The organism is Cereibacter sphaeroides 2.4.1, assembly GCF_000012905.2.
Lineage (GTDB): Bacteria > Pseudomonadota > Alphaproteobacteria > Rhodobacterales > Rhodobacteraceae > Cereibacter_A > Cereibacter_A sphaeroides.
The window spans coordinates 2,424,144-2,447,472 of the sequence record NC_007493.2 but is presented as its reverse complement, the minus strand read 5'-3'; the positions used below and the strand labels follow the sequence as shown (position 1 = coordinate 2,447,472).

General features: G+C 68.0%; 23 protein-coding genes. 16 read left to right on the top strand and 7 right to left on the bottom strand.

Annotated elements, in window-relative coordinates; genetic code table 11:
* The first annotated feature begins 1 nt into the window (after window position 1).
* From RSP_RS11830 to RSP_RS11820, 3 genes are read left to right on the top strand one after another with little or no spacing between them, the layout of a single operon-like run.
* Window positions 2-1,108 carry an ABC transporter permease gene (locus RSP_RS11830; RefSeq protein ID WP_009561816.1) on the top strand — a complete coding sequence of 369 codons (1,107 nt, stop codon included), beginning with the start codon at window positions 2-4 and terminating at the stop codon, window positions 1,106-1,108.
* Entirely contained in the window at window positions 1,105-2,736 is a 1,632-nt protein-coding gene (locus RSP_RS11825; protein ID WP_011338426.1) for an ABC transporter ATP-binding protein, read from the top strand. Before RSP_RS11830 ends, RSP_RS11825 begins: the two co-directional genes overlap by 4 nt.
* Before the next feature lie 5 nt (window positions 2,737-2,741).
* On the top strand, window positions 2,742-3,965 hold the full coding sequence (locus RSP_RS11820) for a glycosyltransferase (protein WP_011338425.1): 1,224 nt from the start codon (window positions 2,742-2,744) through the stop codon (window positions 3,963-3,965).
* A 10-nt stretch (window positions 3,966-3,975) separates the two neighbouring features.
* On the opposite strand, the gene hemN is transcribed toward RSP_RS11820, so the two are convergent.
* Window positions 3,976-5,328, bottom strand: a complete 1,353-nt coding sequence (gene hemN / locus RSP_RS11815) for an oxygen-independent coproporphyrinogen III oxidase (protein WP_011338424.1) — start codon at window positions 5,326-5,328, stop codon at window positions 3,976-3,978.
* A gap of 62 nt (window positions 5,329-5,390) precedes the next feature.
* Between hemN and fnrL the strand changes: the two genes are divergently transcribed.
* The gene (gene fnrL, locus RSP_RS11810; RefSeq protein WP_002720880.1) at window positions 5,391-6,137 is read left to right on the top strand and encodes a transcriptional regulator FnrL; all 747 of its coding nucleotides are present in this window, start codon (window positions 5,391-5,393) and stop codon (window positions 6,135-6,137) included.
* Between the two features lie 79 nt (window positions 6,138-6,216).
* Here the strand turns inward: fnrL and RSP_RS11805 are convergent, their stop codons facing one another.
* Window positions 6,217-7,065, bottom strand: a complete 849-nt coding sequence (locus RSP_RS11805; protein WP_002720879.1) for a universal stress protein — start codon at window positions 7,063-7,065, stop codon at window positions 6,217-6,219.
* A gap of 195 nt (window positions 7,066-7,260) precedes the next feature.
* Here RSP_RS11805 and ccoN point away from each other — a divergent pair, with 195 nt between their 5' ends.
* From ccoN to ccoS, 8 genes are all read left to right on the top strand, one after another.
* Window positions 7,261-8,868, top strand: a complete 1,608-nt coding sequence (ccoN, locus tag RSP_RS11800; RefSeq protein ID WP_011338423.1) for a cytochrome-c oxidase, cbb3-type subunit I — start codon at window positions 7,261-7,263, stop codon at window positions 8,866-8,868.
* A gap of 16 nt (window positions 8,869-8,884) precedes the next feature.
* The gene (gene ccoO, locus RSP_RS11795) at window positions 8,885-9,610 is read left to right on the top strand and encodes a cytochrome-c oxidase, cbb3-type subunit II (protein WP_002720877.1); all 726 of its coding nucleotides are present in this window, start codon (window positions 8,885-8,887) and stop codon (window positions 9,608-9,610) included.
* A gap of 12 nt (window positions 9,611-9,622) precedes the next feature.
* Complete coding sequence (locus RSP_RS11790) at window positions 9,623-9,826, top strand: CcoQ/FixQ family Cbb3-type cytochrome c oxidase assembly chaperone (protein WP_002720876.1); 204 nt, start codon at window positions 9,623-9,625, stop codon at window positions 9,824-9,826.
* Window positions 9,823-10,695 (top strand): cytochrome-c oxidase, cbb3-type subunit III, encoded by an 873-nt coding sequence (gene ccoP, locus RSP_RS11785; protein ID WP_011338422.1) that lies wholly within the window; start codon window positions 9,823-9,825, stop codon window positions 10,693-10,695. The genes RSP_RS11790 and ccoP overlap by 4 nt, the downstream gene beginning before the upstream one ends.
* A 234-nt stretch (window positions 10,696-10,929) precedes the next feature.
* Window positions 10,930-12,363, top strand: coding sequence for a cytochrome c oxidase accessory protein CcoG (gene ccoG, locus RSP_RS11780; RefSeq protein WP_011338421.1), 1,434 nt, complete (start codon window positions 10,930-10,932; stop codon window positions 12,361-12,363).
* A gap of 1 nt (window position 12,364) precedes the next feature.
* Window positions 12,365-12,823 (top strand): FixH family protein, encoded by a 459-nt coding sequence (locus RSP_RS11775; protein ID WP_011338420.1) that lies wholly within the window; start codon window positions 12,365-12,367, stop codon window positions 12,821-12,823.
* Between the two features lie 3 nt (window positions 12,824-12,826).
* The gene (locus RSP_RS11770) at window positions 12,827-15,040 is read left to right on the top strand and encodes a heavy metal translocating P-type ATPase (protein ID WP_011338419.1); all 2,214 of its coding nucleotides are present in this window, start codon (window positions 12,827-12,829) and stop codon (window positions 15,038-15,040) included.
* Complete coding sequence (ccoS, locus tag RSP_RS11765) at window positions 15,040-15,198, top strand: cbb3-type cytochrome oxidase assembly protein CcoS (protein WP_002720871.1); 159 nt, start codon at window positions 15,040-15,042, stop codon at window positions 15,196-15,198. The genes RSP_RS11770 and ccoS overlap by 1 nt, the downstream gene beginning before the upstream one ends.
* A 106-nt stretch (window positions 15,199-15,304) precedes the next feature.
* Here ccoS and RSP_RS11760 read toward each other — a convergent pair whose 3' ends face one another.
* Window positions 15,305-16,729 carry a D-alanyl-D-alanine carboxypeptidase family protein gene (locus tag RSP_RS11760; RefSeq protein WP_011841606.1) on the bottom strand — a complete coding sequence of 475 codons (1,425 nt, stop codon included), beginning with the start codon at window positions 16,727-16,729 and terminating at the stop codon, window positions 15,305-15,307.
* Window positions 16,730-16,908: 179 nt separating this feature from the next.
* Window positions 16,909-17,622, bottom strand: a complete 714-nt coding sequence (locus tag RSP_RS11755; RefSeq protein WP_002720869.1) for an HAD family hydrolase — start codon at window positions 17,620-17,622, stop codon at window positions 16,909-16,911.
* Between the two features lie 171 nt (window positions 17,623-17,793).
* Between RSP_RS11755 and clpS the strand changes: the two genes are divergently transcribed.
* The 3 genes from clpS to RSP_RS11740 are packed head-to-tail and all read left to right on the top strand — an operon-like array spanning window position 17,794 to window position 19,954.
* Window positions 17,794-18,114, top strand: a complete 321-nt coding sequence (clpS, locus tag RSP_RS11750) for an ATP-dependent Clp protease adapter ClpS (RefSeq protein ID WP_011338417.1) — start codon at window positions 17,794-17,796, stop codon at window positions 18,112-18,114.
* Window positions 18,115-18,130: 16 nt separating this feature from the next.
* A complete protein-coding gene (locus tag RSP_RS11745; protein ID WP_011338416.1) occupies window positions 18,131-19,132 on the top strand; it encodes a class I SAM-dependent methyltransferase in 1,002 nt (333 codons plus the stop codon).
* A 12-nt stretch (window positions 19,133-19,144) separates the two neighbouring features.
* Entirely contained in the window at window positions 19,145-19,954 is an 810-nt protein-coding gene (locus tag RSP_RS11740) for an SDR family NAD(P)-dependent oxidoreductase (protein ID WP_002720866.1), read from the top strand.
* A gap of 18 nt (window positions 19,955-19,972) precedes the next feature.
* Here the strand turns inward: RSP_RS11740 and RSP_RS11735 are convergent, their stop codons facing one another.
* A complete protein-coding gene (locus RSP_RS11735; RefSeq protein ID WP_011338415.1) occupies window positions 19,973-20,386 on the bottom strand; it encodes a hypothetical protein in 414 nt (137 codons plus the stop codon).
* A gap of 116 nt (window positions 20,387-20,502) precedes the next feature.
* Between RSP_RS11735 and hemF the strand changes: the two genes are divergently transcribed.
* Window positions 20,503-21,378, top strand: coding sequence for an oxygen-dependent coproporphyrinogen oxidase (gene hemF, locus RSP_RS11730; protein WP_011338414.1), 876 nt, complete (start codon window positions 20,503-20,505; stop codon window positions 21,376-21,378).
* A gap of 140 nt (window positions 21,379-21,518) precedes the next feature.
* Here the strand turns inward: hemF and RSP_RS11725 are convergent, their stop codons facing one another.
* Together RSP_RS11725 and hemE are read right to left on the bottom strand one after the other, a co-directional pair.
* On the bottom strand, window positions 21,519-22,145 hold the full coding sequence (locus tag RSP_RS11725) for a hypothetical protein (RefSeq protein ID WP_017139944.1): 627 nt from the start codon (window positions 22,143-22,145) through the stop codon (window positions 21,519-21,521).
* A 99-nt stretch (window positions 22,146-22,244) separates the two neighbouring features.
* Window positions 22,245-23,276, bottom strand: a complete 1,032-nt coding sequence (gene hemE / locus RSP_RS11720) for a uroporphyrinogen decarboxylase (protein WP_011338412.1) — start codon at window positions 23,274-23,276, stop codon at window positions 22,245-22,247.
* Between the last annotated feature and the right edge of the window lie 53 nt (window positions 23,277-23,329).

Below are 23,329 nucleotides of genomic sequence, written 5' to 3'. Positions count from 1 at the left end.
GATGGCGCTGTCCCCGCTCAACCAGCGCCGCTGGCGGAACTTCAAGGCGAACCGGCGGGCCTATGTCTCGCTCTTCATCTTCTCGGTGCTCTTCGGCCTGTCGCTCTTCGCCGAGCTCATCGCCAACGACAAGCCGCTGCTGGTGAGCTACCGCGGCAGCCTTTATACGCCCATCACCCATTTCTATCCCGAGACCACCTTCGGCGGCGATTTCCAGACCGAGGCCGCCTATCGCGACCCCGAGGTGCGCTGCCTGATCCGCTCGGGCGGGCTCGACACCTGTTTCGACGATCCCGAGGCGATCCTTGCCGAGGCCGAGACCGGCACGGTGGCAGGCGAGCCCATCGAGAAGGGCTGGATCCTCTGGCCGCTCATTCCCTACAGCTACGACACGATCAACGACATCGGTCGCGCGGCGCCCTCGCCGCCCGATGCCGACCACTGGCTCGGCACCGACGACACGGCGCGCGACGTGCTGGCGCGGGTGATCTACGGCTTCCGCCTGTCGGTGGCCTTCGCGCTGATCGTGACCTTCCTCACCTCCGCCATCGGCATCGCGGCGGGCGCGGTGCAGGGCTATTTCGGCGGGCTTACCGACCTGATCTTCCAGCGGGTGATCGAGCTCTGGGGCTCGACCCCCTCGCTCTATATCATCATCATCGTGGCCGCGATCTGGCAGATGAACTTCTGGCTTCTCGTGGGCCTCATGGTGCTCTTCGGCTGGACGAGCCTGATCGGCGTGGTCCGGGCCGAGTTCCTGCGGGCGCGGAACTTCGAATATGTCCGCGCGGCCCGGGCGCTCGGGGTGTCGGATCTCGTCATCATGTTCCGCCATGTGCTGCCCAACGCCATGGTGGCCACGCTGACCATGCTGCCCTTCATCATCACCGGCACCATCGGCAGCCTCGCGGCGCTCGACTTCCTCGGCTTCGGTCTGCCCTCCTCGGCGCCCTCGCTGGGCGAGCTCACGCTGCAGGCCAAGCAGAACCTTCAGGCGCCGTGGCTGGGCTTCACCGCCTTCTTCGCCTTCGCCATCATGCTCTCGCTCATGGTGTTCATCTTCGAGGGCGTCCGCGACGCCTTCGACCCGAGAAAGACCTTCCGATGACCGGCCGCGACGCCAGCGACGCGGGGGCGCCGGTCCTCGACGTGTCGAACCTCACCGTCCGCTTCCGGCAGGACGGGCGGACCGTCGAGGCGGTGAAGGGCGTCTCCTTCACCGTCGGGCGCGGCGAGACCGTGGCGCTGGTGGGCGAGAGCGGATCGGGCAAGTCGGTGACGGCGCTCTCGACGGTGGCACTCCTGCCCGACAGCGCCGAGGTCGGCGGATCGGTCCGCTACGAGGGCCGCGAGATGGTGGGCGCCCCCGCGGCCGAGCTGCGCCGGGTGCGCGGCAATGACATCAGCTTCATCTTTCAGGAGCCGATGACCTCGCTCAACCCGCTGCACACGATCGAGCGGCAGATCGGCGAGAGCCTCGCTTTGCATCAGGGCCTCGCCGGAGAGGCGGCGCGGGTGCGGATCCTCGAGCTGCTGAGCAAGGTCGGCATCCGCGATCCCGAGACGCGGCTCGGCGCCTATCCGCATCAGCTGTCGGGCGGGCAGCGGCAGCGGGTGATGATCGCCATGGCGCTGGCCAACGGGCCGGATCTGCTGATCGCCGACGAGCCCACGACCGCGCTCGACGTGACGATCCAGGCGCAGATCCTCGACCTTCTGGCCGAGCTGAAGCGCACCGAGGGGCTGAGCCTTCTGTTCATCACCCACGATCTCGGCGTGGTGCGCCGCATCGCCGACCGGGTCTGCGTCATGCAGGGCGGCGCCATCGTCGAGCAGGGCCCGGCGCGGCGCATCTTCGAGGCGCCGGAACATCCCTATACCCGGAAGCTCCTCGCGGCGGAGCCCACGGGCAGGCCCGATCCGGTGCCCGAGGGGGCGAAGGAGATCGTGCGGACCGACGGGCTGCGGATCTGGTTTCCGATCCAGCGCGGGATCCTCCGGCGGACGGTCGGCCATGTGAAGGCGGTGAACGGCGTCAGCCTCTCGATCCGCGAGGGCGAGACGCTGGGCGTGGTGGGCGAGAGCGGCTCGGGCAAGACGACGCTCGGGCTCGGCATCCTGCGGCTGATCGAGTCCGAGGGGCCGATCCTCTTTCTCGGGCAGGAGATCCACAGCCGCCGGTCGCGGGCGCTGCGCGAGATCCGGCGCGACATGCAGATCGTGTTTCAGGACCCGTATGGCAGCCTCTCGCCGCGGATGACGGTCGAGCAGATCGTGGCCGAGGGGCTGGGCGTGCATGGCGTCGAGCCGGGACGCGACCGCCGCTCGATGGTGGCCGAGATCCTGACCGAGGTCGGGCTCGATCCGGCGGCGATGGGGCGCTATCCGCACGAATTCTCGGGCGGCCAGCGCCAGCGCGTGGCCATCGCCCGCGCCATGATCCTGCGGCCGAAGTTCGTCGTGCTGGACGAGCCAACGAGTGCGCTCGATATGACGGTTCAGGTGCAGATCGTGGACCTTTTGCGCGACCTGCAGCGGAAATGGGGTCTGGCCTACCTTTTCATCAGCCACGACCTGCGGGTGGTGCGCGCCCTCTCGCACAAGGTGATCGTGATGAAGGAGGGCAATGTCGTCGAGGCGGGGGAGGGGGCGGAGCTCTTCGCCGCGCCGCAGACCGACTATACCCGCACGCTTCTGGCGGCGGCCTTCGGAGACGCGGTGCCCGAAGCCGTGTGACGCCCATGAAGATCCTGTTCGTCCATCAGAACTTCCCCGGCCAGTTCCTGCATCTCGCGCCCGAACTGCAGGGCAGGGGCCATGAGTGCCTCGCCCTCACCGATGGCGAGAACCGGCGCGAGGCGCCGATCCCGGTGCTGCGCTACCGGCACGAGGCGCCCGCGCCCGACCCGCAGGCGACACGCCTCGGGCGGAACTTCACCCAGATGAGCGACCGGGGCGTGAGCGTGGCGCGGGCGGCGCTGCAGCTCCGCGATCAGCGCGGCTACCGTCCCGACGTGATCGTGGGCCATTCGGGCTGGGGCGAGACCCTGTTCCTGAAGGAGGTCTGGCCCGAGGCGAAGCTGCTGATCTATGCCGAGTTCTACTATCGCGGCGTGGGCCAGGACGTAGGCTTCGATCCCGAATTCGACCGGCGCGGCTTCGACGGGGTGATGATCGCGCAAGGCCGGGCGGCCCATCTGGGGCAGGCGCTGCTTCATGCCGATGCGGGCCTCTCGCCCACCGAATGGCAGGCCTCGACCTATCCGCCCCCGCTGCGCCGGATGATCGAGGTGATCCACGACGGCGTCGATACCGATGCCGTGGCGCCCGATGCCTCGGCCCGGTTCGAGCTGCCGGACGGGCGGGTGCTGCGGGCAGGCGACGAGGTGCTGACCTTCGTCAACCGCAATCTCGAGCCCTACCGCGGCTATCACATCTTCCTGCGGGCGCTGCCCGAGGTTCTGGCCGCGCGGCCCGAGGCGCAGGTGGTGCTGGTGGGCGGCGACGGCGTGAGCTACGGCCCCGCCCCCTCGGAGGGAAGCTGGAAGCAGCATTTCGTGGAAGAGCTGGGCCCCCGCCTCGACCTGTCGCGGGTGCATTTCGTGGGCCGCGTGCCTTACGACCGGTTCAAGGCGCTGATGCAGGTGAGCCAGGCCCATGCCTATCTCACCTATCCGTTCGTCCTGTCCTGGTCGCTGCTCGAGGCCATGTCGGCGGGCGCGCTCGTGGTGGGCTCGCGCACGGCGCCGGTCGAGGAGCTGATCGAGGACGGGCGGAACGGGCTTCTGGTGGATTTCTTCGACGGGCCGGGCTGGTCACGCACGCTGATCCGGGCGCTGGCCGAGCCCGAGCGGATGATGCCCTTGCGTGCGGCCGCGCGCGCGACGATCCGGGACCGCTACGATCTGCGCCGCATCTGCCTGCCGCGGCTGGTCGACTGGGTGGAGCGTCACGGTCCGCGCTGAGGCGGGTGCCTCAGATCGCGCCCTGCGGCTTGCCGCTGGCATCGTAACGGTCGAAACTGCGGGCGACGATGCGGGCGAGGGGGCGGCCCTCCTCGAGGATCTCGAGCCCGTGGCCCGTGATCTCCACCACCCCCGGGAAGGCCGCGGCGCAGGTGCGGAACAGCGTCTCGAGCCGCTCGGGCGCGACGGCGAAGCGGGCAAGGATCTGGGCGCGGCTGATGCGGAATTCACAGAGGAGCTGCTCGATCATCCGCCCGCGCAGCCGGTCCTCGTCGCTCAGCACATGGCCGCGGGCCGTGGAGAACCGGCCCGACCGGATCGCCCGCAGATGGTCGGACGTGCTGGGCGCATTCTGGGTGAAGCCTTGCGGAAAGCGCGAGATGGCCGAGGCGCCGAGGCCGATCAGCACCTCGGCCCGGTCGTCCGTGTAGCCCTGGAACGAGCGGCACAGCCGGCCGCAGGCATGGGCATGGGCAAGCGGATCGCCCGCGCGGGCGAAATGGTCGAGACCGACCTGCTGGTAGCCGTCCCAGAGGATGAGGGTTCGCGCGGTCTCGAAGAGATCGAGCCGCTCCTCCGGACCGGGGATCGAGGCCGTGGGGATCATGAGCTGACGCCGCGAGACGGCCGGCACATGGGCATAGCCCAGCACCGCCACCCTATCGGGCGAGAGCGACAGGAGCTTCTGGACCGAATCCGCGACGCCGGGCGCCGTCTGGTGCGGCAGCCCGTAGAGAATGTCGGCATCGAGGCCCATCAGCCCGCGGTGACGCAGATCCTCGGTCAGGCGCTGGGTGAGCTCGAAGCTCTGCTCCCGGCCGATGGACTGCTGGATCAGGGGGTCGAAGTCCTGCACCCCGATCGAGACGCGGGTCATGCCGGCCTCGAACAGGGCATCGAGGCGCGCGGCATCGATCTCGGTCGGATCGATTTCGACCGAGAAGTCCGTCTCGGCATCGGACGGCACCGCATCGCGGATCGCCAGAGCCAGCTCATGGATCAGCGTGGGCGGCAGGAGCGTGGGCGTGCCCCCGCCCCAGTGCATCCGCGCCAGTCGCACGCCCGGAGCGAGCCGCGCCCGCAGGAGCGCGAGCTCGGATTTGAGGGCTGCGGCATAAGCGCGCACGGGGGCGTCCGAACTCGTCCCCTGAGTGCGGCAGGCGCAGAACCAGCAGAGCCTGCGACAGAAAGGGACATGGAGGTATAATGATATTGAACCTCCCGCAGGAATGGACGAGATCCAGTCCGCATGGAGGTTCTCGGTTACCCCGACACCGAAGTTCGGCGCCGTCGGGTAGCTCGTGTAGCGTGGAACCCGCGCGTCAAATAGCCCGAGTTTTGCAAGATGAGAAACGGCCGCCATCGGCTTTCGCTAGGCGTGAAAGTCGTCTATTGCTTTGATTCAGATCAAGCGGGGAAAACGGCATGACGCTGCACGAAGTCCCAACCATCCTTCACCGCTGCGGCGACTGCCCGATCCGTCATCGTGCCGTCTGCGCACGCTGTGACTCCGAAGAACTCGCGACGCTCGAGCAGATCAAGTATTACCGCAGCTATCAGGCCGGTCAGACCGTGATCTGGTCGGGCGACAAGATGGATTTCGTGGCGTCGGTCGTCACCGGCATCGCGACGCTGACCCAGACGATGGAGGACGGCCGCCGGCAGATGGTGGGCCTTCTGCTGCCTTCGGATTTCGTGGGCCGTCCCGGCCGGCAGACCGTGGCCTATGACGTGACCGCCACGACCGACCTGCTGATGTGCTGCTTCCGGCGCAAGCCCTTCGAGGAAATGATGCAGAAGACGCCCCATGTGGGGCAGCGCCTGCTGGAGATGACGCTCGACGAGCTCGATGCCGCGCGCGAATGGATGCTGCTCCTGGGACGCAAGACGGCGCGCGAGAAGATCGCGAGCCTGCTTGCGATCATCGCCCGGCGCGACGCGGCGCTGAAGCTGCGCGAGTCGAACGGACCCATGACCTTCGACCTGCCGCTCACGCGCGAGGAGATGGCGGATTACCTCGGCCTGACGCTCGAGACCGTGAGCCGTCAGGTCTCGGCGCTGAAGCGGGACGGGGTGATCGCGCTCGAAGGCAAGCGGCATGTGATCGTGACAGACTTCGCCCGTCTGCTCGAAGAGGCCGGCGACGACAGCGACGGCGGTCTGCCGGTCTGAGGCGACCCGCCGGTCCCGCCCCGGCCGGCTTGAAAAGGCCCGCCCCTTGCGAGGCGGGCAGAGGCAGCCCCTTCTTCCGTCAGTGCGCCATCAGGACGGGTACTTCCGCCAGTTCGAGCATGTCCCGCGTGGCCCCGCCGAGGATCGCCTCGCGGAAGCGGGAATGGCCGTAGGCACCCATCACCAGAAGATCGGCATCCTGATCGCGCACATGGCGCGCGATCACGTCGGAAATGCGCGGCATCGTCTTGGCCAGCACCGAAACCTCGGCCCGGACCCCGTGGCGCACGAGCATCTGGCAGAGCGCGCCGCCCGGATCCGACCGTTCGGCGCCATGGGCCGCGGGATCGACGATCACGATGTCCACATTGTCGGCGCGCAGAAGGAACGGCATGGCCTTGCGCACCGCCGTCAGCGCCTCGCGGCTCTGGTCCCAGGCGATGACGATCCGGTGGCCGAACCGCTCGCTCAGGGCCGGATCGTCGGGCACCACCAGAACCGGCGCCTGACCCTCGAAGAGCGCGGCCTCGACCACGGCTTCGGTTTCCGCGCCCCGGCCCTTGCCGTAGGGGCGGGACAGCACGACGAGATCGGCAAAGCGCGAGCGCAGCGCCACCAGCCCCGCGAGCCCGCCCATCTGCGCCACGGCCGACTCGACCGACGCGCGCAGCATCGCGGGCTGGGCCGACAGCGCCGCCGCCGCCGCCTTCTCGACCGCCTGCGCTTCCTGTTCGGCGCGTTCCAGCGCCATCTGCAGCACGACCGCCGTGCCGCCCATGTTGTAGTAGGCCACCTGGGTGCCATCGATGCCAAGCGCCAGCACGTCGAGATGCGCATCGCTGCTCAGGGCGAGGCGCGATGCAACGGTGATCGCCGGCTCGACTCGCTCGGGCGAAGTGGCCACCGTCAGCAAGGATTTATAGGCCATCTCACAACCTCCAGCCGATGGGATATGGACCCCGAATGTGTGATCGAATGGGGCTTTGTTCCTTGATGAGGATCAAGTATCAGGACCGAAACCATTGACATGGATCAAGGCAGATTCCGCGACATGCCGCCACACACGGCCTGTCGATTAGCATCGGCCGGGGGAGTCGGCCTAGCGAAGACGAAGGGACGCAAGATGTGGGATTACGTTAAGTTGGTCGCGCTCGGCGTGATCGCGCTGTGTGCCGCGATCGCAGCCAACTACGCGCGCGACCTCGCATACATGGTGAACGCCGTATCGGTCATGCTGGTGGCCGGCGGCCTGTTCCTGTGGCAGGTGCGCCGGGTCGGGGACGAGGTCCGTCCGAAGCCGGCGCTTCAGACGGAATATATGGACGGGGTCATCCGCTACGGTGTGGTGGCGACGGCCTTCTGGGGCGTGGTGGGCTTTCTGGTGGCCGTCATCATCGCCTTCCAGCTGGCCTTTCCCCAGCTCAACTTCGAATGGGCGCACGGCTATCTGAACTTCGGACGGCTGCGTCCGCTGCACACCTCCGCGGTGATCTTCGCCTTCGGCGGCAACGCCCTGATCGCGACGAGCTTCTATGTCGTGCAGCGCACCTCGGCCGCGCGCCTCTGGGGCGGCAACCTCGGCTGGTTCGTCTTCTGGGGCTACAACCTGTTCATCGTGCTCGTGGCCCAGAGCTATCTGCTCGGCGCCACCCAGTCGAAGGAATATGCCGAGCCGGAATGGTATCTCGACCTGTGGCTGACCATCGTCTGGGTCTGCTATCTCGCGGCCTTCCTCGGCACGATCATCAAGCGCAAGGAACCCCACATCTATGTGGCCAACTGGTTCTACCTTGCCTTTATCGTCACCGTGGCGATGCTCCACATCTTCAACAACCTCTCGATCCCGGTCTCGTTCTTCGGCTCGAAGTCCGTGCAGGTCTTCTCGGGCGTGCAGGACGCCATGGTGCAGTGGTGGTACGGCCACAACGCGGTGGGCTTCTTCCTGACCGCGGGCTTCCTCGGCATGATGTATTACTTCGTGCCGAAGCAGGCCGAGCGTCCCGTCTACAGCTACAAACTGTCGATCGTGCACTTCTGGGCGCTGATCTTCCTCTATATCTGGGCCGGTCCGCACCACCTGCACTACACGGCGCTGCCGACCTGGACCTCGACCCTCGGCATGGTGTTCTCGATCATGCTCTGGATGCCGTCCTGGGGCGGGATGATCAACGGCCTGATGACGCTCTCGGGCGCCTGGGACAAGCTGCGCACCGATCCGATCATCCGCATGATGGTCGTCTCGATCGGCTTCTACGGCATGTCGACCTTCGAGGGCCCGATGATGTCGATCAAGGCCGTGAACTCGCTCAGCCATTACACCGACTGGACCATCGGTCACGTCCATTCCGGCGCGCTCGGCTGGAACGGCATGATCACCTTCGGCGCGCTCTACTTCCTCACGCCGAAACTGTGGAACAAGGAACGGCTCTACAGCCTCAGCCTCGTCTCCTGGCACTTCTGGCTCGCCACCATCGGCATCGTGCTCTACGCCTCGTCGATGTGGGTCTCGGGCATCATGGAAGGCCTGATGTGGCGGGAAGTGGATGCGAACGGCTTCCTCGTGAACGCCTTCGCCGACACGGTGGCTGCCAAGTTCCCGATGAACGTGGTGCGGGGTCTCGGCGGGGTGCTCTACCTCACCGGTGCGCTCATCATGTGCTACAACCTGTGGAAAACCGTGACCAGCGCCCCCTCGCGGGTGGTGCGCGCCGCGGCCGTTCCCGCTGAGTGAAGATAAGGGGACAGCCATGGGTATCCTTGCCAAACACAAGATCCTCGAGACCAACGCCACGCTGCTGCTGATCTTCAGCTTCTTCGTGGTCACCATCGGCGGCCTGGTGCAGATCGTGCCGCTGTTCTACCTCGAGAACACGATCGAGAAGGTGGAGGGGGTTCGCCCCTACACCCCGCTCGAGCTCGCCGGGCGCGACATCTACATCCGCGAGGGCTGCTACGTCTGTCACAGCCAGATGATCCGCCCGATGCGCGACGAGACCGAGCGTTACGGCCACTACAGCCTCGCGGCGGAATCGATGTACGACCACCCGTTCCAGTGGGGCTCGAAGCGGACGGGGCCCGACCTCGCCCGCGTCGGCGAGCGCTATTCGGACGAGTGGCACGTCGATCACCTGACCAACCCGCAGTCGGTGGTGCCGGAATCGATCATGCCCAAATACGGGTTCCTCTCGCACACCGTGATCGACGGCCGCTACATCCGCGACCTGATGTCGGTGCACCGGATCGTGGGCGTGCCCTACAGCGACGAGATGCTCGAGAATGCCGTCGCCGACTTCAAAGCGCAGGCCAACCCGGACGCCGATACGGACGGGCTGCTCGAGCGCTACGGCAAGGCCGCCGTGCGGAACTTCGACGGGCAGGCCGAGCTGACGGAGATGGACGCCCTCATCTCCTACCTGCAGGTGCTGGGCACGATGGTCGACTTCTCGACCTTCACTCCCGACGATAGCCGGTAAGGGAGCGCAGGCATGGATACCTACAGCCTGCTGCGTGGCTTCGCGGACAGCTGGATGCTGATCGTGATGACGCTCTTCTTCGTGGGCGTGGTGTTCTGGGCCTGGCGTCCGCGCAGCCGGAAGGATCATGACGAGGCTGCCAGCGCGATCTTCCGCCACGAGACGAAACCCGCCGACGACGACCCGGTGTCGTCGTCCGAGGAGGCGAGGAAATGAGTGTGAAACCGACGAAACAGAAGCCCGGCGAGCCGCCGACCACGGGCCATTCCTGGGATGGCATTGAAGAGTTCGACAACCCGATGCCGCGCTGGTGGCTCTGGACCTTTTACGTCACCATCGTCTGGGCCATCGGCTATTCGATCCTCTACCCGGCCTGGCCGCTGATCAACGGGGCGACGAACGGGCTGATCGGCCATTCGACCCGGGCGGACGTGCAGCGTGACATCGAGGCCTTTGCCGAGGCCAATGCCACCATCCGGCAGCAACTGGTCAACACGGACCTGACGGCCATCGCTGCCGATCCGAACCTCTTGCAATATGCGACCAACGCCGGTGCGGCCGTGTTCCGCACCAACTGCGTGCAGTGCCACGGCTCGGGCGCGGCGGGCAACGTGGGCTATCCGAACCTGCTGGATGACGACTGGCTCTGGGGCGGCGACATCGAGTCGATCCACACCACCGTCACCCACGGCATCCGCAACACCACCGACGACGAGGCGCGCTATTCCGAGATGCCGCGTTTCGGGGCCGATGGTCTGCTCGACAGCACCCAGATCTCGCAGGTCGTGGAATATGTGCTGCAGATCTCGGGTCAGGACCACGATGCGGCCCTGTCCGCGGAAGGCGCCACCATCTTCGCCGACAACTGCGCCGCCTGCCACGGCGAGGACGGCACCGGAAGCCGCGATGTGGGTGCGCCGAACCTGACCGACGCGATCTGGCTTTATGGCGGAGATCGCGCCACCGTGACCGAAACGGTGACCTATGCCCGCTTCGGCGTGATGCCGAACTGGAACGCCCGCCTCACCGAGGCGGACATCCGGTCGGTCGCCGTCTATGTCCACGGCCTCGGCGGTGGCGAGTAATCCAAGGAGCTGAAGCGGCCCGGGGGATCTCTCCCGGGCCGACGCCGGCCCTCGTTCCAGTTCGCGCGTTCCGAGTGCGGAGGGTCGGTGCCTCCACGCCCCGAGGGGCGGGAGGCGGACAGCCGATCCGCGCCGTGAATGATGTATCACGGATGCGTAATATTGACCGAAGTCAAGTTGCGCGGGCGGTTTCGTCTGATAGCACCCGGAACATCCTTGTAGCCGGAGTCCGTCGTGACCAGCCCCGATACCCAAACCAGCAGCCTCTACGCCAAGCGCGAGCCCGTCTTTCCCAAGCGGGTGAGCGGCAAGTTCCGCAGCCTGAAGTGGTGGATCATGGGCGTGACGCTGGGGATCTACTACATCGCGCCCTGGCTGCGCTGGGACCGCGGGCCGAACCTGCCCGATCAGGCGATCCTCGTCGATCTGGCCAACCGGCGCTTCTTCTTCTTCATGATCGAGATCTGGCCGCACGAATTCTACTTCGTCGCGGGCCTCCTCATCATGGCGGGGCTCGGGCTCTTCCTCTTCACCTCGGCGGCGGGCCGGGTGTGGTGCGGCTATGCCTGCCCCCAGACGGTCTGGACCGATCTCTTCATCCTCGTCGAGCGCTGGGTCGAGGGCGACCGCAACGCGCGCATCCGCCTGCTGCGCCAGCGGTGGGATCTCGAGAAGACGCGGAAATACCTCACGAAATGGACGCTCTGGCTCTTGATCGGTCTGGCCACCGGCGGCGCCTGGGTGTTCTATTTCACCGATGCGCCGACGCTTCTCGTCGATCTCCTGACGGGGAACGCCCATCCGGTGGCCTACATCACCATGGCCACGCTGACTGCCACCACCTTCGCCTTCGGCGGCTTCGCGCGCGAGCAGATCTGCATCTATGCCTGCCCCTGGCCACGCATCCAGGCCGCGATGATGGACGAGGAGACGATCACCGTCGCCTACCGCGAATGGCGGGGCGAGCCGCGCGGCAAGCTGAAGAAGGGCGAGCCGCTCAGCCCCGATCAGGGCGACTGCATCGACTGCATGGCCTGCGTGAACGTCTGCCCCATGGGCATCGACATCCGCGACGGACAGCAGCTCGCCTGCATCACCTGCGCGCTCTGCATCGACGCCTGCGACGAGGTCATGGACAAGATCGGCAAGCCGCGCGGCCTGATCGGCTATCTCGCCCTGACCGACGAGCGCGCGGAGCGCGAGGGCAGGTCCCCGCGCTCTGCCTGGCGGCATGTCTTCCGGCTCCGCACCCTCATCTATACCGCGCTCTGGTCCGGGGTGGGGCTCGCGCTGATCGTGGCGCTCTTCCTGCGCTCGCCCATCGACATCAACGTCACCCCGCTGCGCAATCCGCTCTATGTCACGCTCTCGGACGGCTCGATCCGCAACACCTACGACGTCCGGCTGCGCAACAAGCAGGGCGAGGCGCGCGACTATCAGATCTCGGTGACGAGCGAGGCGGATCTGGCGCTTTCGCTGGAGGGGCACCCGGCGACCGTGGTAACGGTGCCCGCGAACGAGACCATGACCCAGCGGGTCTACATCATCGCGGGCAAGGGCACGCCCGCCGCCGAGGCCGAGCGGACGGACCTGCGCCTCTGGGTCGAGGATCTCGCCGCCGGGCAGCGGGTGCATCACGACACGATCTTCAACGGAAGGGGCAACTGACATGGCCGAGATGACCGGGCGCAAGGTTCTGGCGATCACCGTGGGGGCCTTCGGGGTCATCATCGCGGTGAACCTGCTGATGGCCTTCAAGGCGATCTCGACCTTCCCCGGCCTCGAGGTCGATAACCCCTATGTCGCCAGCCAGACCTTCGATGTCGAACGGGCGTCGCAGCAGGCGCTCGGCTGGACGCTGGTGGCCGACTACGACGAAGCGGCGCGGGAAATCAGCCTGCGCTTCACCGGCGCCGATGGCCGCCCCGCGGCGGTCAGCGCGCTCGATGTGCTGGTGGGCCGCACGACAGAAGCGAGCGACGACCGCCAGCCTGAGTTCGTGCTGCGCGACGGCGCCTTCCGCGCGCCGCAGGATCTCGCGCGCGGCAAGTGGATGCTGAGGGTGGAGGCCACGTCGCCGAGCGGCACCGCCTTCCGCCAACGCCTCGATCTCTTCGTCGAGGACTGAGCCATGTCGCTGGCCGAGCGCATCGACCTGCCGTCCTCCGAGGCGCCCGGCGGTGCCTCGGCCTGTCCCGCCTGCCTTGCCGCACCTTCCGCCGAACGGCTGGCCGCCATGGCCGGGCCCGCCGGCGGGCGGCTCGTCCTGTCGCTGCCTACCGCCCATTGCGCCGCCTGCATGACCACCGTCGAGGGCGGTCTCGAGAAGCTCGCGGGCGTGCGCTCGGCGCGGGTGAACCTCACGCTGCGCCGGGTCTCGGTCGATGCCGAGCCCGAGGTGACGGCGGCCCAGCTGGTCGAGGCGCTGTCGCGGCTGGGCTACGAGGCCCACGAGCTCGATGCCGGGATGCTGTCGGCCACCGAGACCGACCGGCAGGGGCGCGACCTCCTGATGCGCCTCGGCGTGGCCGGCTTCTCGATGATGAACGTGATGCTGCTGTCGGTGGCCGTCTGGTCGGGCGCCGAGGCCGCGACGCGCGATCTCTTTCACTGGATCTCGGCCGCCATCGCCCTGCCGACCGTGGTCTTCGCGGGCCAGCCCTTCTTCCGCAACGCCTGGACGGCGCTCCGCGCCGGGCGGCTCGGGATGGATGTGCCGATCTCGCTCGCCATCATCCTCGCCTCGTCGATCTCGCTCTTCGAGACCTTCCATTCCGGCCACCACGCCTATTTCGACGCGGCGGTGATGCTGACCTTCTTCCTGCTCGCGGGCCGCTATCTCGACCACCGCACCCGCGCCGTCGCCCGTTCGGCAGCCGAGGAACTGGCGGCGCTGGAAGTGCCGCGCGCCATGCTCCTGCGCGATGGCGAGGAAGTGACGGTGCCGATTGCCGAGCTTGCCGCGGGCGATCTGGTGCGCGTGCGGCCTGGAGGGCGGATGCCGGTCGACGGTGTGGTGGCCGAAGGCTTCTCCGAGCTCGACCGCTCGCTCCTCACCGGCGAGAGCCTGCCGGTGCCGGCCGGCCCCGAAACCGTGGTCTCGGCGGGTGAGGTGAACCTCACCGGCCCGCTCACGGTGCGGGTGACGGCGGCCGGGCGCGACAGCTCGCTGCATCGGATGGCCGATCTCGTGGCGGTCGCCGAAAGCGCCAAGACCCGCTACACGTCCCTCGCGGAACGCGCCTCGCGGCTCTACTCGCCGCTGGTCCATATCCTCTCCTTCACCGCCTTCGGGGTCTGGATGTGGATCACGAAGGGCGACGTGCGCACCTCGATCAACATCTCGGCCGCCGTGCTCATCATCACCTGCCCCTGCGCCCTGGGGCTCGCCGTGCCCGCCGTGGTGACGGCGGCGAGCGGGCGGCTCTTCCGCAAGGGGCTGCTCATCAAGGACGGCACCGCGCTGGAACGTCTCGCCGAGGTGGATACGGTCGTCTTCGACAAGACCGGCACGCTGACGCTGGGCACGCCCGAGCCCACCAATCTCGCGACGCTTCCCCCGGCGGATCTGACGCTGGCGGCGGCGCTGGCCGCGTCCTCGGCGCATCCTCTGGCCATGGCGCTCGCGCTCGCCGCAAGGGGGCAGGGGGTGCAGCCCGCGGCCGTCACCGACCTGCGCGAAGTGCCGGGCTTCGGCATCGAGGGCCGGCTCGAGGGCCGCACCGTCCGGCTCGGCCGCGCCGAATGGGTGGGTGCTGCGCCCGAGCCCGTGACCGCGACCTACCTCTCGACCGGAGCGGCCACGCGCGCCATCACCTTCTCCGACCGGCTGCGTCCCGGCGCGGAAGAGGCCGTGCGGGCGCTGGCGGGGCAGGGCAAGCGGATCCTCCTCCTTTCGGGCGATACCGAAGGCGCCGTGGCCGAGCTCGCAGGGCGGCTCGGCATCGGCGAGTGGCGCTCGGGCCAGCTTCCGGCCGAGAAGGCGCAGCGGGTGGCCGACCTCACTGCCGAGGGGCGGCGCGTGCTGATGGTGGGCGATGGGCTGAACGACACTGCGGCGCTGGCCGCGGCCCATGTGTCGATCTCGCCTGCTTCCGCGCTCGATGCGGCGCGGGTGGCGTCCGACATCGTGCTTCTGGGCAAGGACATGGCGCCCATCGCCGATGCCGCGCGCATCTCGGTGAAGGCCACCAAGCGCATCCGCGAGAACTTTGCCATTTCGGCCGCCTACAACGTGGTGGCGGTGCCTCTCGCGCTGGTGGGCCTTGCGACCCCGCTGGCGGCGGCGCTCGCCATGTCGCTGTCCTCGATCAGCGTCTCGCTCAACGCGCTGCGGGTGAAGTGATGGACATCCTCGCCTATCTCATCCCGATCTCGCTCTTCCTCGGGGGGCTGGGGCTTGCCGCCTTCTTCTGGTCGCTCAGGTCGCGCCAGTACGATGACCCGGAGGGGGATGCGAACCGGATCCTCAAGACCGACTACGACGAGCATCCGCGCCAGTAGCACGCGCTTTGCGGCGCCGGGATACAGGTCCGGCGGCAGACTGACCCCAAACGAAAAGGCCCGCGGATCTCTCCGCGGGCCTTCGTCCTTTGGCTCGGGCCGGATCTTACGGCCCGATGGCGAAGCACTGGATGGCGCGGGCCTGCAGGCGGCGGCAGGCGAGGTCGGCCTGATCCTGCGTGAGCCCCATGAAGTTGGCATCGTACCCGCCGGGGCGGTCGATGATCTTGCGCAGACCCTCGGCCAGCGTCCCGGTCTCGGCCAGGGCGATCTGCATGAGCTGGCGCTCGGCCGCGGTGCGCGAGGGGAAGCGGCCCACATTCACGCCCCAGTGCCGACCGCCGGAGGTCGACATGCGGGTGATGACTTCGGGCGAGGTAGGCACCGGCGCGGCGGCGGCGAGCTGCAGCACGGGCCGGCTGCGCGGCGTGACGCCCGAGTCCGAGCCTTCGCCGCCGTAGTCCACCGCCTGCGCGATCTGCATCGCCACCGCATCCTCGGCCGAGGCCTGGGCCAGCGCGCTCTCGATCCCGCCCTGCATGGAGTTCACCATCGCCGCGGCGGCGAGGGCCGCCTGCGAGCCCGGCCGTGCCAGCGGGCGGGGCGAGCTGGTCAGGGATGCGATCGGAACGGGCTGCTGCCGCTGGGCCGCCTGCGCCGAGGCAATGGCGAGCGCGCCGGCGTCGATCGGGGCAGGCTTGCGAACCTTTGCATTCTCCGGGGCCTCGCGAAAGCCCAGATCCAGCAGATCCGCCATCTTGGCGTTACGGTGCGCGGTGCTCTTGCCGCCGAAGACGGTGGCGATGATGCGCTTGTTGCCGCGCTGCGCCGAGGCGGTGAGGTTGTAGCCCGCGGGCGAGGTGTAGCCGGTCTTGATCCCGTCGGCGCCCTTGTAGGCGTCGAGGAAGCGGGTGTTGGTGTTGGCGACCGTGGTCACGCCGGCATCGGCGCGGCGGCGCGAGAAGATGTTGTAATATTGCGGGAAATCGAAGAACAGCCGCCGGCCCAGGACGTTCATGTCGTGCGCGGTGGACAGGTGGCCCTCGGCGGTCAGGCCGTTGCAGTTCTTGAAGGTGGTCTTCGTCATGCCGATGGCCTTGGCCGTCCGGTTCATCCGCTCGGCGAAGGCCGCTTCGGAGCCGCCCACGGCCTCGCAGATCGCGGTGGCGGCGTCGTTGGCCGATTTCACCGCCGCTGCGCGGATCAGGTAGCGCAGCGCAATGCGCTGGCCCGACTTGAGGCCGAGCTTGGAGGGCGGCTCGGCGGCCGCGTTCTTCGTCACCGTCACGAGGCTGTCGAGCGAGATCTCGCCGCGCTGGATCGCCTGGAAGGTGATGTAGAGCGTCATCATCTTCGTGAGCGAGGCCGGATGCAGGCGTGTCTCGGAGTTGGTCTCGTAAAGGGTCTCGCCCGTTCGCGCATCCATCACGATGGCGGCGTAGGGCGCGGCCACAGCGGACTGTGCCGCCATCACCATGGCCACGAACACGAAAAGCACTTGTCGGACGTACTGCCCCAGCTGCGATGTCACGTCGCCTGTCCTTCTGTCTGCCTCGTTCCCGCCGGTTCCCGTTCGGTCCAGGGGATTTGTGATTTGAAGTGACGCTAGCACAGGAGGTGATTCAGGAAAACCCCTCAGTTTCAAGGGGTTTCGCGGGCCTTTTCAGTCACTGTGGCAGATCTGGGGCGCGGATGCGCAAGAACCTCAAGTTATGGGAGATTCTCGTTAAGCCTCTCGACCAGCGCCGGCAGGCCGGACAGGTCGGGCAGGGTGAAGAAGCGCGGATGCCCGTCCGGCGGATCGGCATGTTCCAGCGCCCAGGTGAGGCCATGCGGGACATGCACGCCGAATCCCCCGGCCTCGATCGGAGGAAGAACATCGGATTTCAAGGAGTTGCCCACCATCAGCGCGCGTTCCGGCCCGTCGCCGTGGCGCCGGAAGATCCGGTCGTAGACGCGGGCGTTTTTGTCCGAGACGATCTCGACGGCATGGAACATGTCGCCGAGGCCCGATTGGGCGAGCTTCCGCTCCTGATCGAGAAGATCGCCTTTCGTGACCAGCAGGACACGGTAATCGGCCGCCAGAGCCTCCACCGCCTCGCGTGCATGGTCCAGAAGCTCGATCGGATGGGCGAGCATCTCCTGACCGGCTGCGATGATCTCGCCGATGACGCCGGCGGGCACGCGTTCTTCCGTCACCTCGATGGCGGTCTCGATCATCGACAGCATGAAGCCCTTGATGCCGAATCCATAGCGGCCGAGGTTGCGGCGCTCGGCCGCCAGGAGCCGCTCGTGCAGCCGGTCCTTCTCGACATGCCGGGCGAGGAGGGCGGCGAAGCGCTCCTGCGTCAGCCGGTAGAAGGTCTCGTTCTGCCAGAGCGTGTCGTCCGCGTCGAACGCGATGGTGGTGATGCGCCGGTCCATGGCTCCTCCCGTCGCTGCCGGATTAAGCGTGCCGGTCAGGGCCCGCAAGCCCGTCCGCGTCATGTGCGCCTCTTTCCGACGGACGAAAAACGACTATACTCTCTCTCTCGCGCCAATTCCCGAATCCGCCCATCGGCAGGAGTCACGATCTTGACCCTTCGTCCGCTTCACATGTCCGACAAGACGGGCGGCCCCGGCGACGACACGTCCATCCTGACCAAGACCCGCAGCAAGACCCAGCGGCCACCGCTCTACAAGGTGCTGCTCTTGAACGACGATTACACGCCCATGGAATTCGTGGTCCATGTGCTCGAGCGGTTCTTCGGCCTGAGCCACGCGCAGGCGTTCGAGATCATGCTGACGGTCCACAAGAAGGGTCTCGCGGTGGTGGGCGTCTTCTCCTTCGAGGTGGCCGAGACCAAGGTGGCACAGGTGATGGATTTCGCGCGGCGCCACCAGCATCCGCTGCAATGCACCATGGAAAAGGAATAGGCCCCGGGGCCTTCGGATGCGCTCTGCCCGTCTGACACTGGCGCTGGAAACCGGCGCGGTCGTCCTGCCCGATGCGGGCAGTATCGTCGTCTATCGTCCGCGCGCGGCCGAGGATCTTTCGGCGCTGCCCAGGGACCGGCTGGTGCTGGTGCAGGGCTTCCGCCCCGATCACGACGCTCTCGCGGCGCAGGGGTATAAAGTGGGCATCGCCGGCGGTGCGGGCCATGCCGCTGCCATCGTCTGCCTGCCGCGCGCCCGGGCCGAGGCCCGCGCGCTTCTGGCCGAGGCGGCGGCCTCGGTCGAGCCGGGCGGGCTGATCGTGGTGGACGGGCAGAAGACCGACGGTGTCGAGCCGATGTGGCGCGATCTGTCCGAGCGGCTGGCGGTCTCGGCCACCCTCTCCAAGGCGCACGGCAAGCTCTTCACTTTCGCGGCCGGTCCGGGGCTCGAGGACTGGGCCGCGCGACCCACGGAGATCGCGGGCGGCTTCCGCACGCTGCCCGGCATCTTCTCGGCCGATGCGCCCGACCGCGGCTCGCAGCTTCTGGTCGAGGCGCTGCCCACGGATCTCTCGGGCCGGGTCGTCGATCTCGGCGCGGGCTGGGGCTATCTGGCGCGCGCGGTGCTCGAGCGGCGGCCGGTGAAGCGGATCGATCTCGTCGAGGCCGAACATGCGGCGCTCGACTGCGCACGGCTCAACGTCCCGGACGAGCGCGCCCATTTCCACTGGGCCGACGCCACCCGCTTCCGTCTCTCGAAGCCCGCCGATCTGGTGGTCTGCAACCCGCCCTTCCACACGACCCGCGAGGCCGATCCCGCCATCGGGATGGGCTTCCTGCAGGCGGCTGCGCGGCTTCTCGCCCCCACCGGGGTGCTCTGGCTGGTGGCCAACCGCCATCTGCCCTATGACCGCGGCCTCCGCACGCTCTTCCGCGAGGTCGAGGACATCGGCGGCGATGCCGCCTTCAGGATCGTCCGCGCGTCCCGACCCCAGCGCGCGGGCGGCACATCTGCATAACGGGAGTTTCCCATGTCGCTCATCATTTCCGGCAAGACGGCCATCGTGACCGGGGCCGCCGCCGGCATCGGCCTCGCGGTGGCGCGGCACTTCGTCGACAAGGGCGCGAACGTGATGTTCGTGGACATGGACGAGGAACGGCTCGCCGACCAGATCGGCGAGGAGGCGCGGGCCGAGGGCCCGGTGCGCATGTTCGCGGGCGACCTGCGCGAGAAGCTGACGATCACCAACCTCCTGTCGGCCACGATGGATGCCTTCGACCGGGTCGACATCCTCGTGAATGCGAGTCGTCAGGTGGCTCTGTCCGATCCGCTCTGCCCGGAAGAGGATGCGGTCGAGACGCTTCTGCAGCAGAATATGCTGACCAGCCTGCGCCTCACCCAGCTGACGGCCAAGCGGATGATCGCGCGGGCCGAGAAGAGCGACGAGAAGCCCACGCAGGTGGGCTCGATCATCAACCTCTCCTCCATCGCCGCGATCCGCACCCAGCCCGAGCTTCTGGCCTATTCGATCAGCTGCGCCGCGGTCGAGCAGATGACGCGGTCGATGGCGGTGGCGCTGGCCTCGAAGGGCATCCGGGTGAATGCGGTCTCCTTCGGCTCGGTCATGAGCGCGAGCCTCCAGACCGCGCTGAAGGACAGCCCGGCGATGCGCGCCCAGATCACCGAGCGCACGCCGATGAAGCGCATCGCCTCGCCGGCCGAGATCGTCGAGACGGTGCAGTTCCTCGCCTCGGACGCGGCGGCCTTCATGACGGGACAGGTGGTGACGCTCGACGGCGGACGCAGCCTGATCGACCCGGCCTTGGCGCCGGTGCACTGACGGCGGCTGTCCGGCCGGTCACTTCGTCTCGGGATAGGTCGCGCGGCACTGCTGGACGGCCGGCCCGGCCGCCCGGGCCAGTTCGGCCCGCTTGCGCTTCAGCTGCTCCAGCGTCCGGGCCTGCGAGGCGAGGTCGATGGCCTTGGGCTGGCGCACCGTGTAGGGCACCTGATCGAAACAGTGCCGGGCCGGATAGACCACCCGCTTGCCGTCCGGACGGTAGCGCACGATGGGCGGGCCGCACTGCACCCATTCGGTGCGATAGTCCGTCACCTCCTCGATCGCATAGCCGCGCGCGAGGTTCAGCTCGCCTTCCTGGATCAGCGCGTCCACCACCCGCAGGTCGCGCGTGACCTGCGAGATGCAGCGTTCCTGCGGCGTGGCGCAGGCGGCGAGCAGGGGCAGCAGCAGAAGGGTCAGGGCATGTCTCATGTCGTCGACCCTATCCCAATCCCCCTGCGGCGCCAGATGATTCTGGCGGGTCGCTGCTCTCTGGATCCGCCTCCGCGAAGCTGCTAGCCCTGAGGGCAAAGGTTCGGGAGGAATGCATGAATGACGCGATGGACGGACAGAAGGCGCGGGCCTCGGAGTGGTTCCGCGAGCTGAGGAACCGCATCCTCGCGGCCTTCGAGGGACTCGAGGATGCGGCCACAGGCGGCTCTCCCGCGGATGCCGCGCCCGGCCGGTTCGAGATGACCGAGACGAGCCGCGAGGCGGGCGGCGGCGGGCTCATGAGCGTGATGCGCGGCGGGCGCGTATTCGAGAAGGTGGGCGTGAATGTCTCGACCGTCCATGGCACGCTGGCGAGCCGGGCGCAGCAGGCGATGGCCGCCCGCGGTGTGCCGGGCATGGCCGAGGATCCGCGCTTCTGGGCCTCGGGCATCAGCCTCGTGGCGCATATGCAGAACCCGCATGCGCCGGCTGTCCACATGAACACCCGCATGTTCTGGACCCCGCACGCCTGGTGGTTCGGCGGCGGCTCGGACCTCAACCCCTGCCTCGATTATCCCGAGGATACCAAGCATTTCCACGCCACGCTGCGCCATGCCTGCGAGGCGCACGGGGCGGACTACTATCCGCGCTTCAAAGCCTGGGCCGACGAATATTTCTTCATCCCCCACCGGGGCCGGGCCCGCGGCGTGGGCGGGATCTTCTTCGACGACCTGAATACCGACGACTGGGAGGCCGATTTCGCCTTCACCCGCGCGGTGGGCGAGGCCTTCCTGCCGGCCTTCGTGCCCCTCGTCGAGCGGCGCATGGAAACGCCCTGGACCGAGGCCGACCGCGAGGCGCAGCTCATCCACCGCGGGCTCTATGCGGAATACAACCTCGTCTATGACCGGGGCACGAAATTCGGCCTCGAGACCGGCCACGACGCCAACGCCGTGCTGATGAGCCTGCCCCCGCTGGCCAAGTGGGTCTGACGGAGCCGCTGGGCCGGATGGGTCCGTAACGTGCCCGGGCCCGGCTCCGCCGCCGGAGGCCTCTGACGCTTGCTCACGCTCTCATGCGAGGGGCCGGCCGACAGGGCGACGGCGCGCCCTCCCGCTGCAGCGGGTGCATGTCACTCGCTGCAGACATAGACCGCGCCGCCCACTGCCACGACGGTGACGGCGGCGGCGGTCAGGGCGGCGGGGGCGGTGACGGTGGCGAGCGCGGTTGCCCCGAGGTTCGAGAGCGCGGCCGAGACCGAGCCTGTCGCGCCCGACAGCACCACCGCGCCCGTGCCGTTCTCGACCGCCCGGACGCCGTTCAGCGCCTGTCCGGCGGCTCCGGCCACCTTGCCGGCGGTCTCGGCCGAGGCATTCACCTTCTCGCAGAAGGCCCCGGAGGGGCGCGCGCAGTGCAGATAGGCGTCGCGCTTGCCCTCGGCGAAGCCCGTGTAGGTGTTGGAGTCGCGGTCGAACTGGAGGCAGAAGACCGACCGTTCCCGGTCGTTCAGCCCGGGCGTCATGGCGCGCAGCGTCACATAGCCGGGGCAGGTGATCTCGCCGTAGCCGCCGAGCCAGCGTTCGCGGATCGAGCGGTTGGCGCGCACCTCCTCGTCCCCGGTGTCATAGGCGAGCGCCGTGGGGAAGCCCTCGAGCGAGGTCAGGCAGGCCTCGGGCTTGGCCATCGCCGCGGCGGGCGCGAGCGTGAGGAGGGCCAGGGCGGCGAGGGCGGGGAGGAAGGGTCTGCGGGACATCCGCATGGGTCTGCTCCGGGAAAGGGAGGGGACACCCTGTCTCGGACCTCGGGCTCTTGGCAACGGGGGGCGGCTCAAGGATGCGTGAGCCGCCCCCCGCCTGCCTCACTTGCCGCGGATCGTCTCGACGAGCAGCGTCACGTTCTCGGGATCGGCCTCGGGCGTGATGCCATGGCCGAGGTTGAAGATGTGCGGGCCGTTCCGGAACGCCTCGACCACACGTTTCGTGGCCTGCACCAGTTCCTCGCCGCCCGTCACCATGTATTTCGGATCGAGGTTGCCCTGCACGCAGGTCCGGCCCGCCTGCACCTTCTCGGCCGCCCATTCCGGGCTGACGGAATTGTCGATGGCCACGCAGTCGGCCCCGGTCTTCTCGGCGAAACCGATGTAGCCCTCGCCCGCCTCGCGCGGGAAGGCGATGACCGGCAGGCCCTGGAAGCGGGCCTTGAGTTCCGAGACGATCCGCTTGGCGGGGGCCACGGCGAAATCCTCGAAGTCCTGGCCCTTCAGCGAGCCGGCCCAGCTGTCGAAGAGCTTCACCACCTCGCAGCCGGCCTCGACCTGCTTGGCGAGATATTCGATGGTGGCCTCGGTCACGCGGTCCATCAGCGCTTCGAAGGCGGGACGGTCGGTGTCCTTCAGCTTGTGCGCAGCGGCCTGATCCTTGCTGCCGCGGCCCGCGATCATGTAGGTCGCGACCGTCCAGGGCATGCCCGCAAAGCCGATGAAGGTTGTCTCCTTGGGAAGTTCGCGGGCGAGGATGCGGCAGGTCTCATAGACCGGCGCGAGCGTCTCGTGGATGTCGTCGCGGCCCTTCAGCGCGGTCACGCCCGCCATGTCGGTGATGGTCGACATGCGCGGCCCTTCGCCGGTTTCGAACCACAGGTCCGCCCCCAGCGCCTGCGGCAGGAGCAGGATGTCGGCAAAGAGGATCGCCGCGTCGAACCCGTAGCGACGGATCGGCTGGAGCGTCACTTCCGCCGCGAGATCCGGCGTGTAGCAGAGCGAGAGGAAGTCCCCCGCCTGGGCGCGCGTGGCGCGGTATTCCGGCAGATAGCGCCCCGCCTGACGCATGAGCCAGATGGGAGGCGTGGGCAGCGTCTCGCCCTTCAGCGCACGCAGCATCGTCTTGGTCATGGAGGTGCTCCTTCTCAGCTTGCCTGCTGGTTCCCAAGCTGAGCATGGGATGT

Excerpts from the sequence above, each read along its gene's own strand:
- RSP_RS11830 (WP_009561816.1), top strand. The coding sequence starts at position 2 with ATGGCGCTGTCCCCGCTCAACCAGCGCCGCTGGCGGAACTTCAAGGCG.
- RSP_RS11825 (WP_011338426.1), top strand. The coding sequence starts at position 1,105 with ATGACCGGCCGCGACGCCAGCGACGCGGGGGCGCCGGTCCTCGACGTG.
- RSP_RS11820 (WP_011338425.1), top strand. The coding sequence starts at position 2,742 with ATGAAGATCCTGTTCGTCCATCAGAACTTCCCCGGCCAGTTCCTGCAT.
- hemN (WP_011338424.1), bottom strand. The coding sequence starts at position 5,328 with ATGGCGGCCGTTTCTCATCTTGCAAAACTCGGGCTATTTGACGCGCGG.
- fnrL (WP_002720880.1), top strand. The coding sequence starts at position 5,391 with ATGACGCTGCACGAAGTCCCAACCATCCTTCACCGCTGCGGCGACTGC.
- RSP_RS11805 (WP_002720879.1), bottom strand. The coding sequence starts at position 7,065 with ATGGCCTATAAATCCTTGCTGACGGTGGCCACTTCGCCCGAGCGAGTC.
- ccoN (WP_011338423.1), top strand. The coding sequence starts at position 7,261 with ATGTGGGATTACGTTAAGTTGGTCGCGCTCGGCGTGATCGCGCTGTGT.
- ccoO (WP_002720877.1), top strand. The coding sequence starts at position 8,885 with ATGGGTATCCTTGCCAAACACAAGATCCTCGAGACCAACGCCACGCTG.
- RSP_RS11790 (WP_002720876.1), top strand. The coding sequence starts at position 9,623 with ATGGATACCTACAGCCTGCTGCGTGGCTTCGCGGACAGCTGGATGCTG.
- ccoP (WP_011338422.1), top strand. The coding sequence starts at position 9,823 with ATGAGTGTGAAACCGACGAAACAGAAGCCCGGCGAGCCGCCGACCACG.
- RSP_RS11775 (WP_011338420.1), top strand. The coding sequence starts at position 12,365 with ATGGCCGAGATGACCGGGCGCAAGGTTCTGGCGATCACCGTGGGGGCC.
- RSP_RS11770 (WP_011338419.1), top strand. The coding sequence starts at position 12,827 with ATGTCGCTGGCCGAGCGCATCGACCTGCCGTCCTCCGAGGCGCCCGGC.
- ccoS (WP_002720871.1), top strand. The coding sequence starts at position 15,040 with ATGGACATCCTCGCCTATCTCATCCCGATCTCGCTCTTCCTCGGGGGG.
- RSP_RS11755 (WP_002720869.1), bottom strand. The coding sequence starts at position 17,622 with ATGGACCGGCGCATCACCACCATCGCGTTCGACGCGGACGACACGCTC.
- clpS (WP_011338417.1), top strand. The coding sequence starts at position 17,794 with ATGTCCGACAAGACGGGCGGCCCCGGCGACGACACGTCCATCCTGACC.
- RSP_RS11745 (WP_011338416.1), top strand. The coding sequence starts at position 18,131 with ATGCGCTCTGCCCGTCTGACACTGGCGCTGGAAACCGGCGCGGTCGTC.
- RSP_RS11740 (WP_002720866.1), top strand. The coding sequence starts at position 19,145 with ATGTCGCTCATCATTTCCGGCAAGACGGCCATCGTGACCGGGGCCGCC.
- RSP_RS11735 (WP_011338415.1), bottom strand. The coding sequence starts at position 20,386 with ATGAGACATGCCCTGACCCTTCTGCTGCTGCCCCTGCTCGCCGCCTGC.
- hemF (WP_011338414.1), top strand. The coding sequence starts at position 20,503 with ATGAATGACGCGATGGACGGACAGAAGGCGCGGGCCTCGGAGTGGTTC.
- RSP_RS11725 (WP_017139944.1), bottom strand. The coding sequence starts at position 22,145 with ATGCGGATGTCCCGCAGACCCTTCCTCCCCGCCCTCGCCGCCCTGGCC.
- hemE (WP_011338412.1), bottom strand. The coding sequence starts at position 23,276 with ATGACCAAGACGATGCTGCGTGCGCTGAAGGGCGAGACGCTGCCCACG.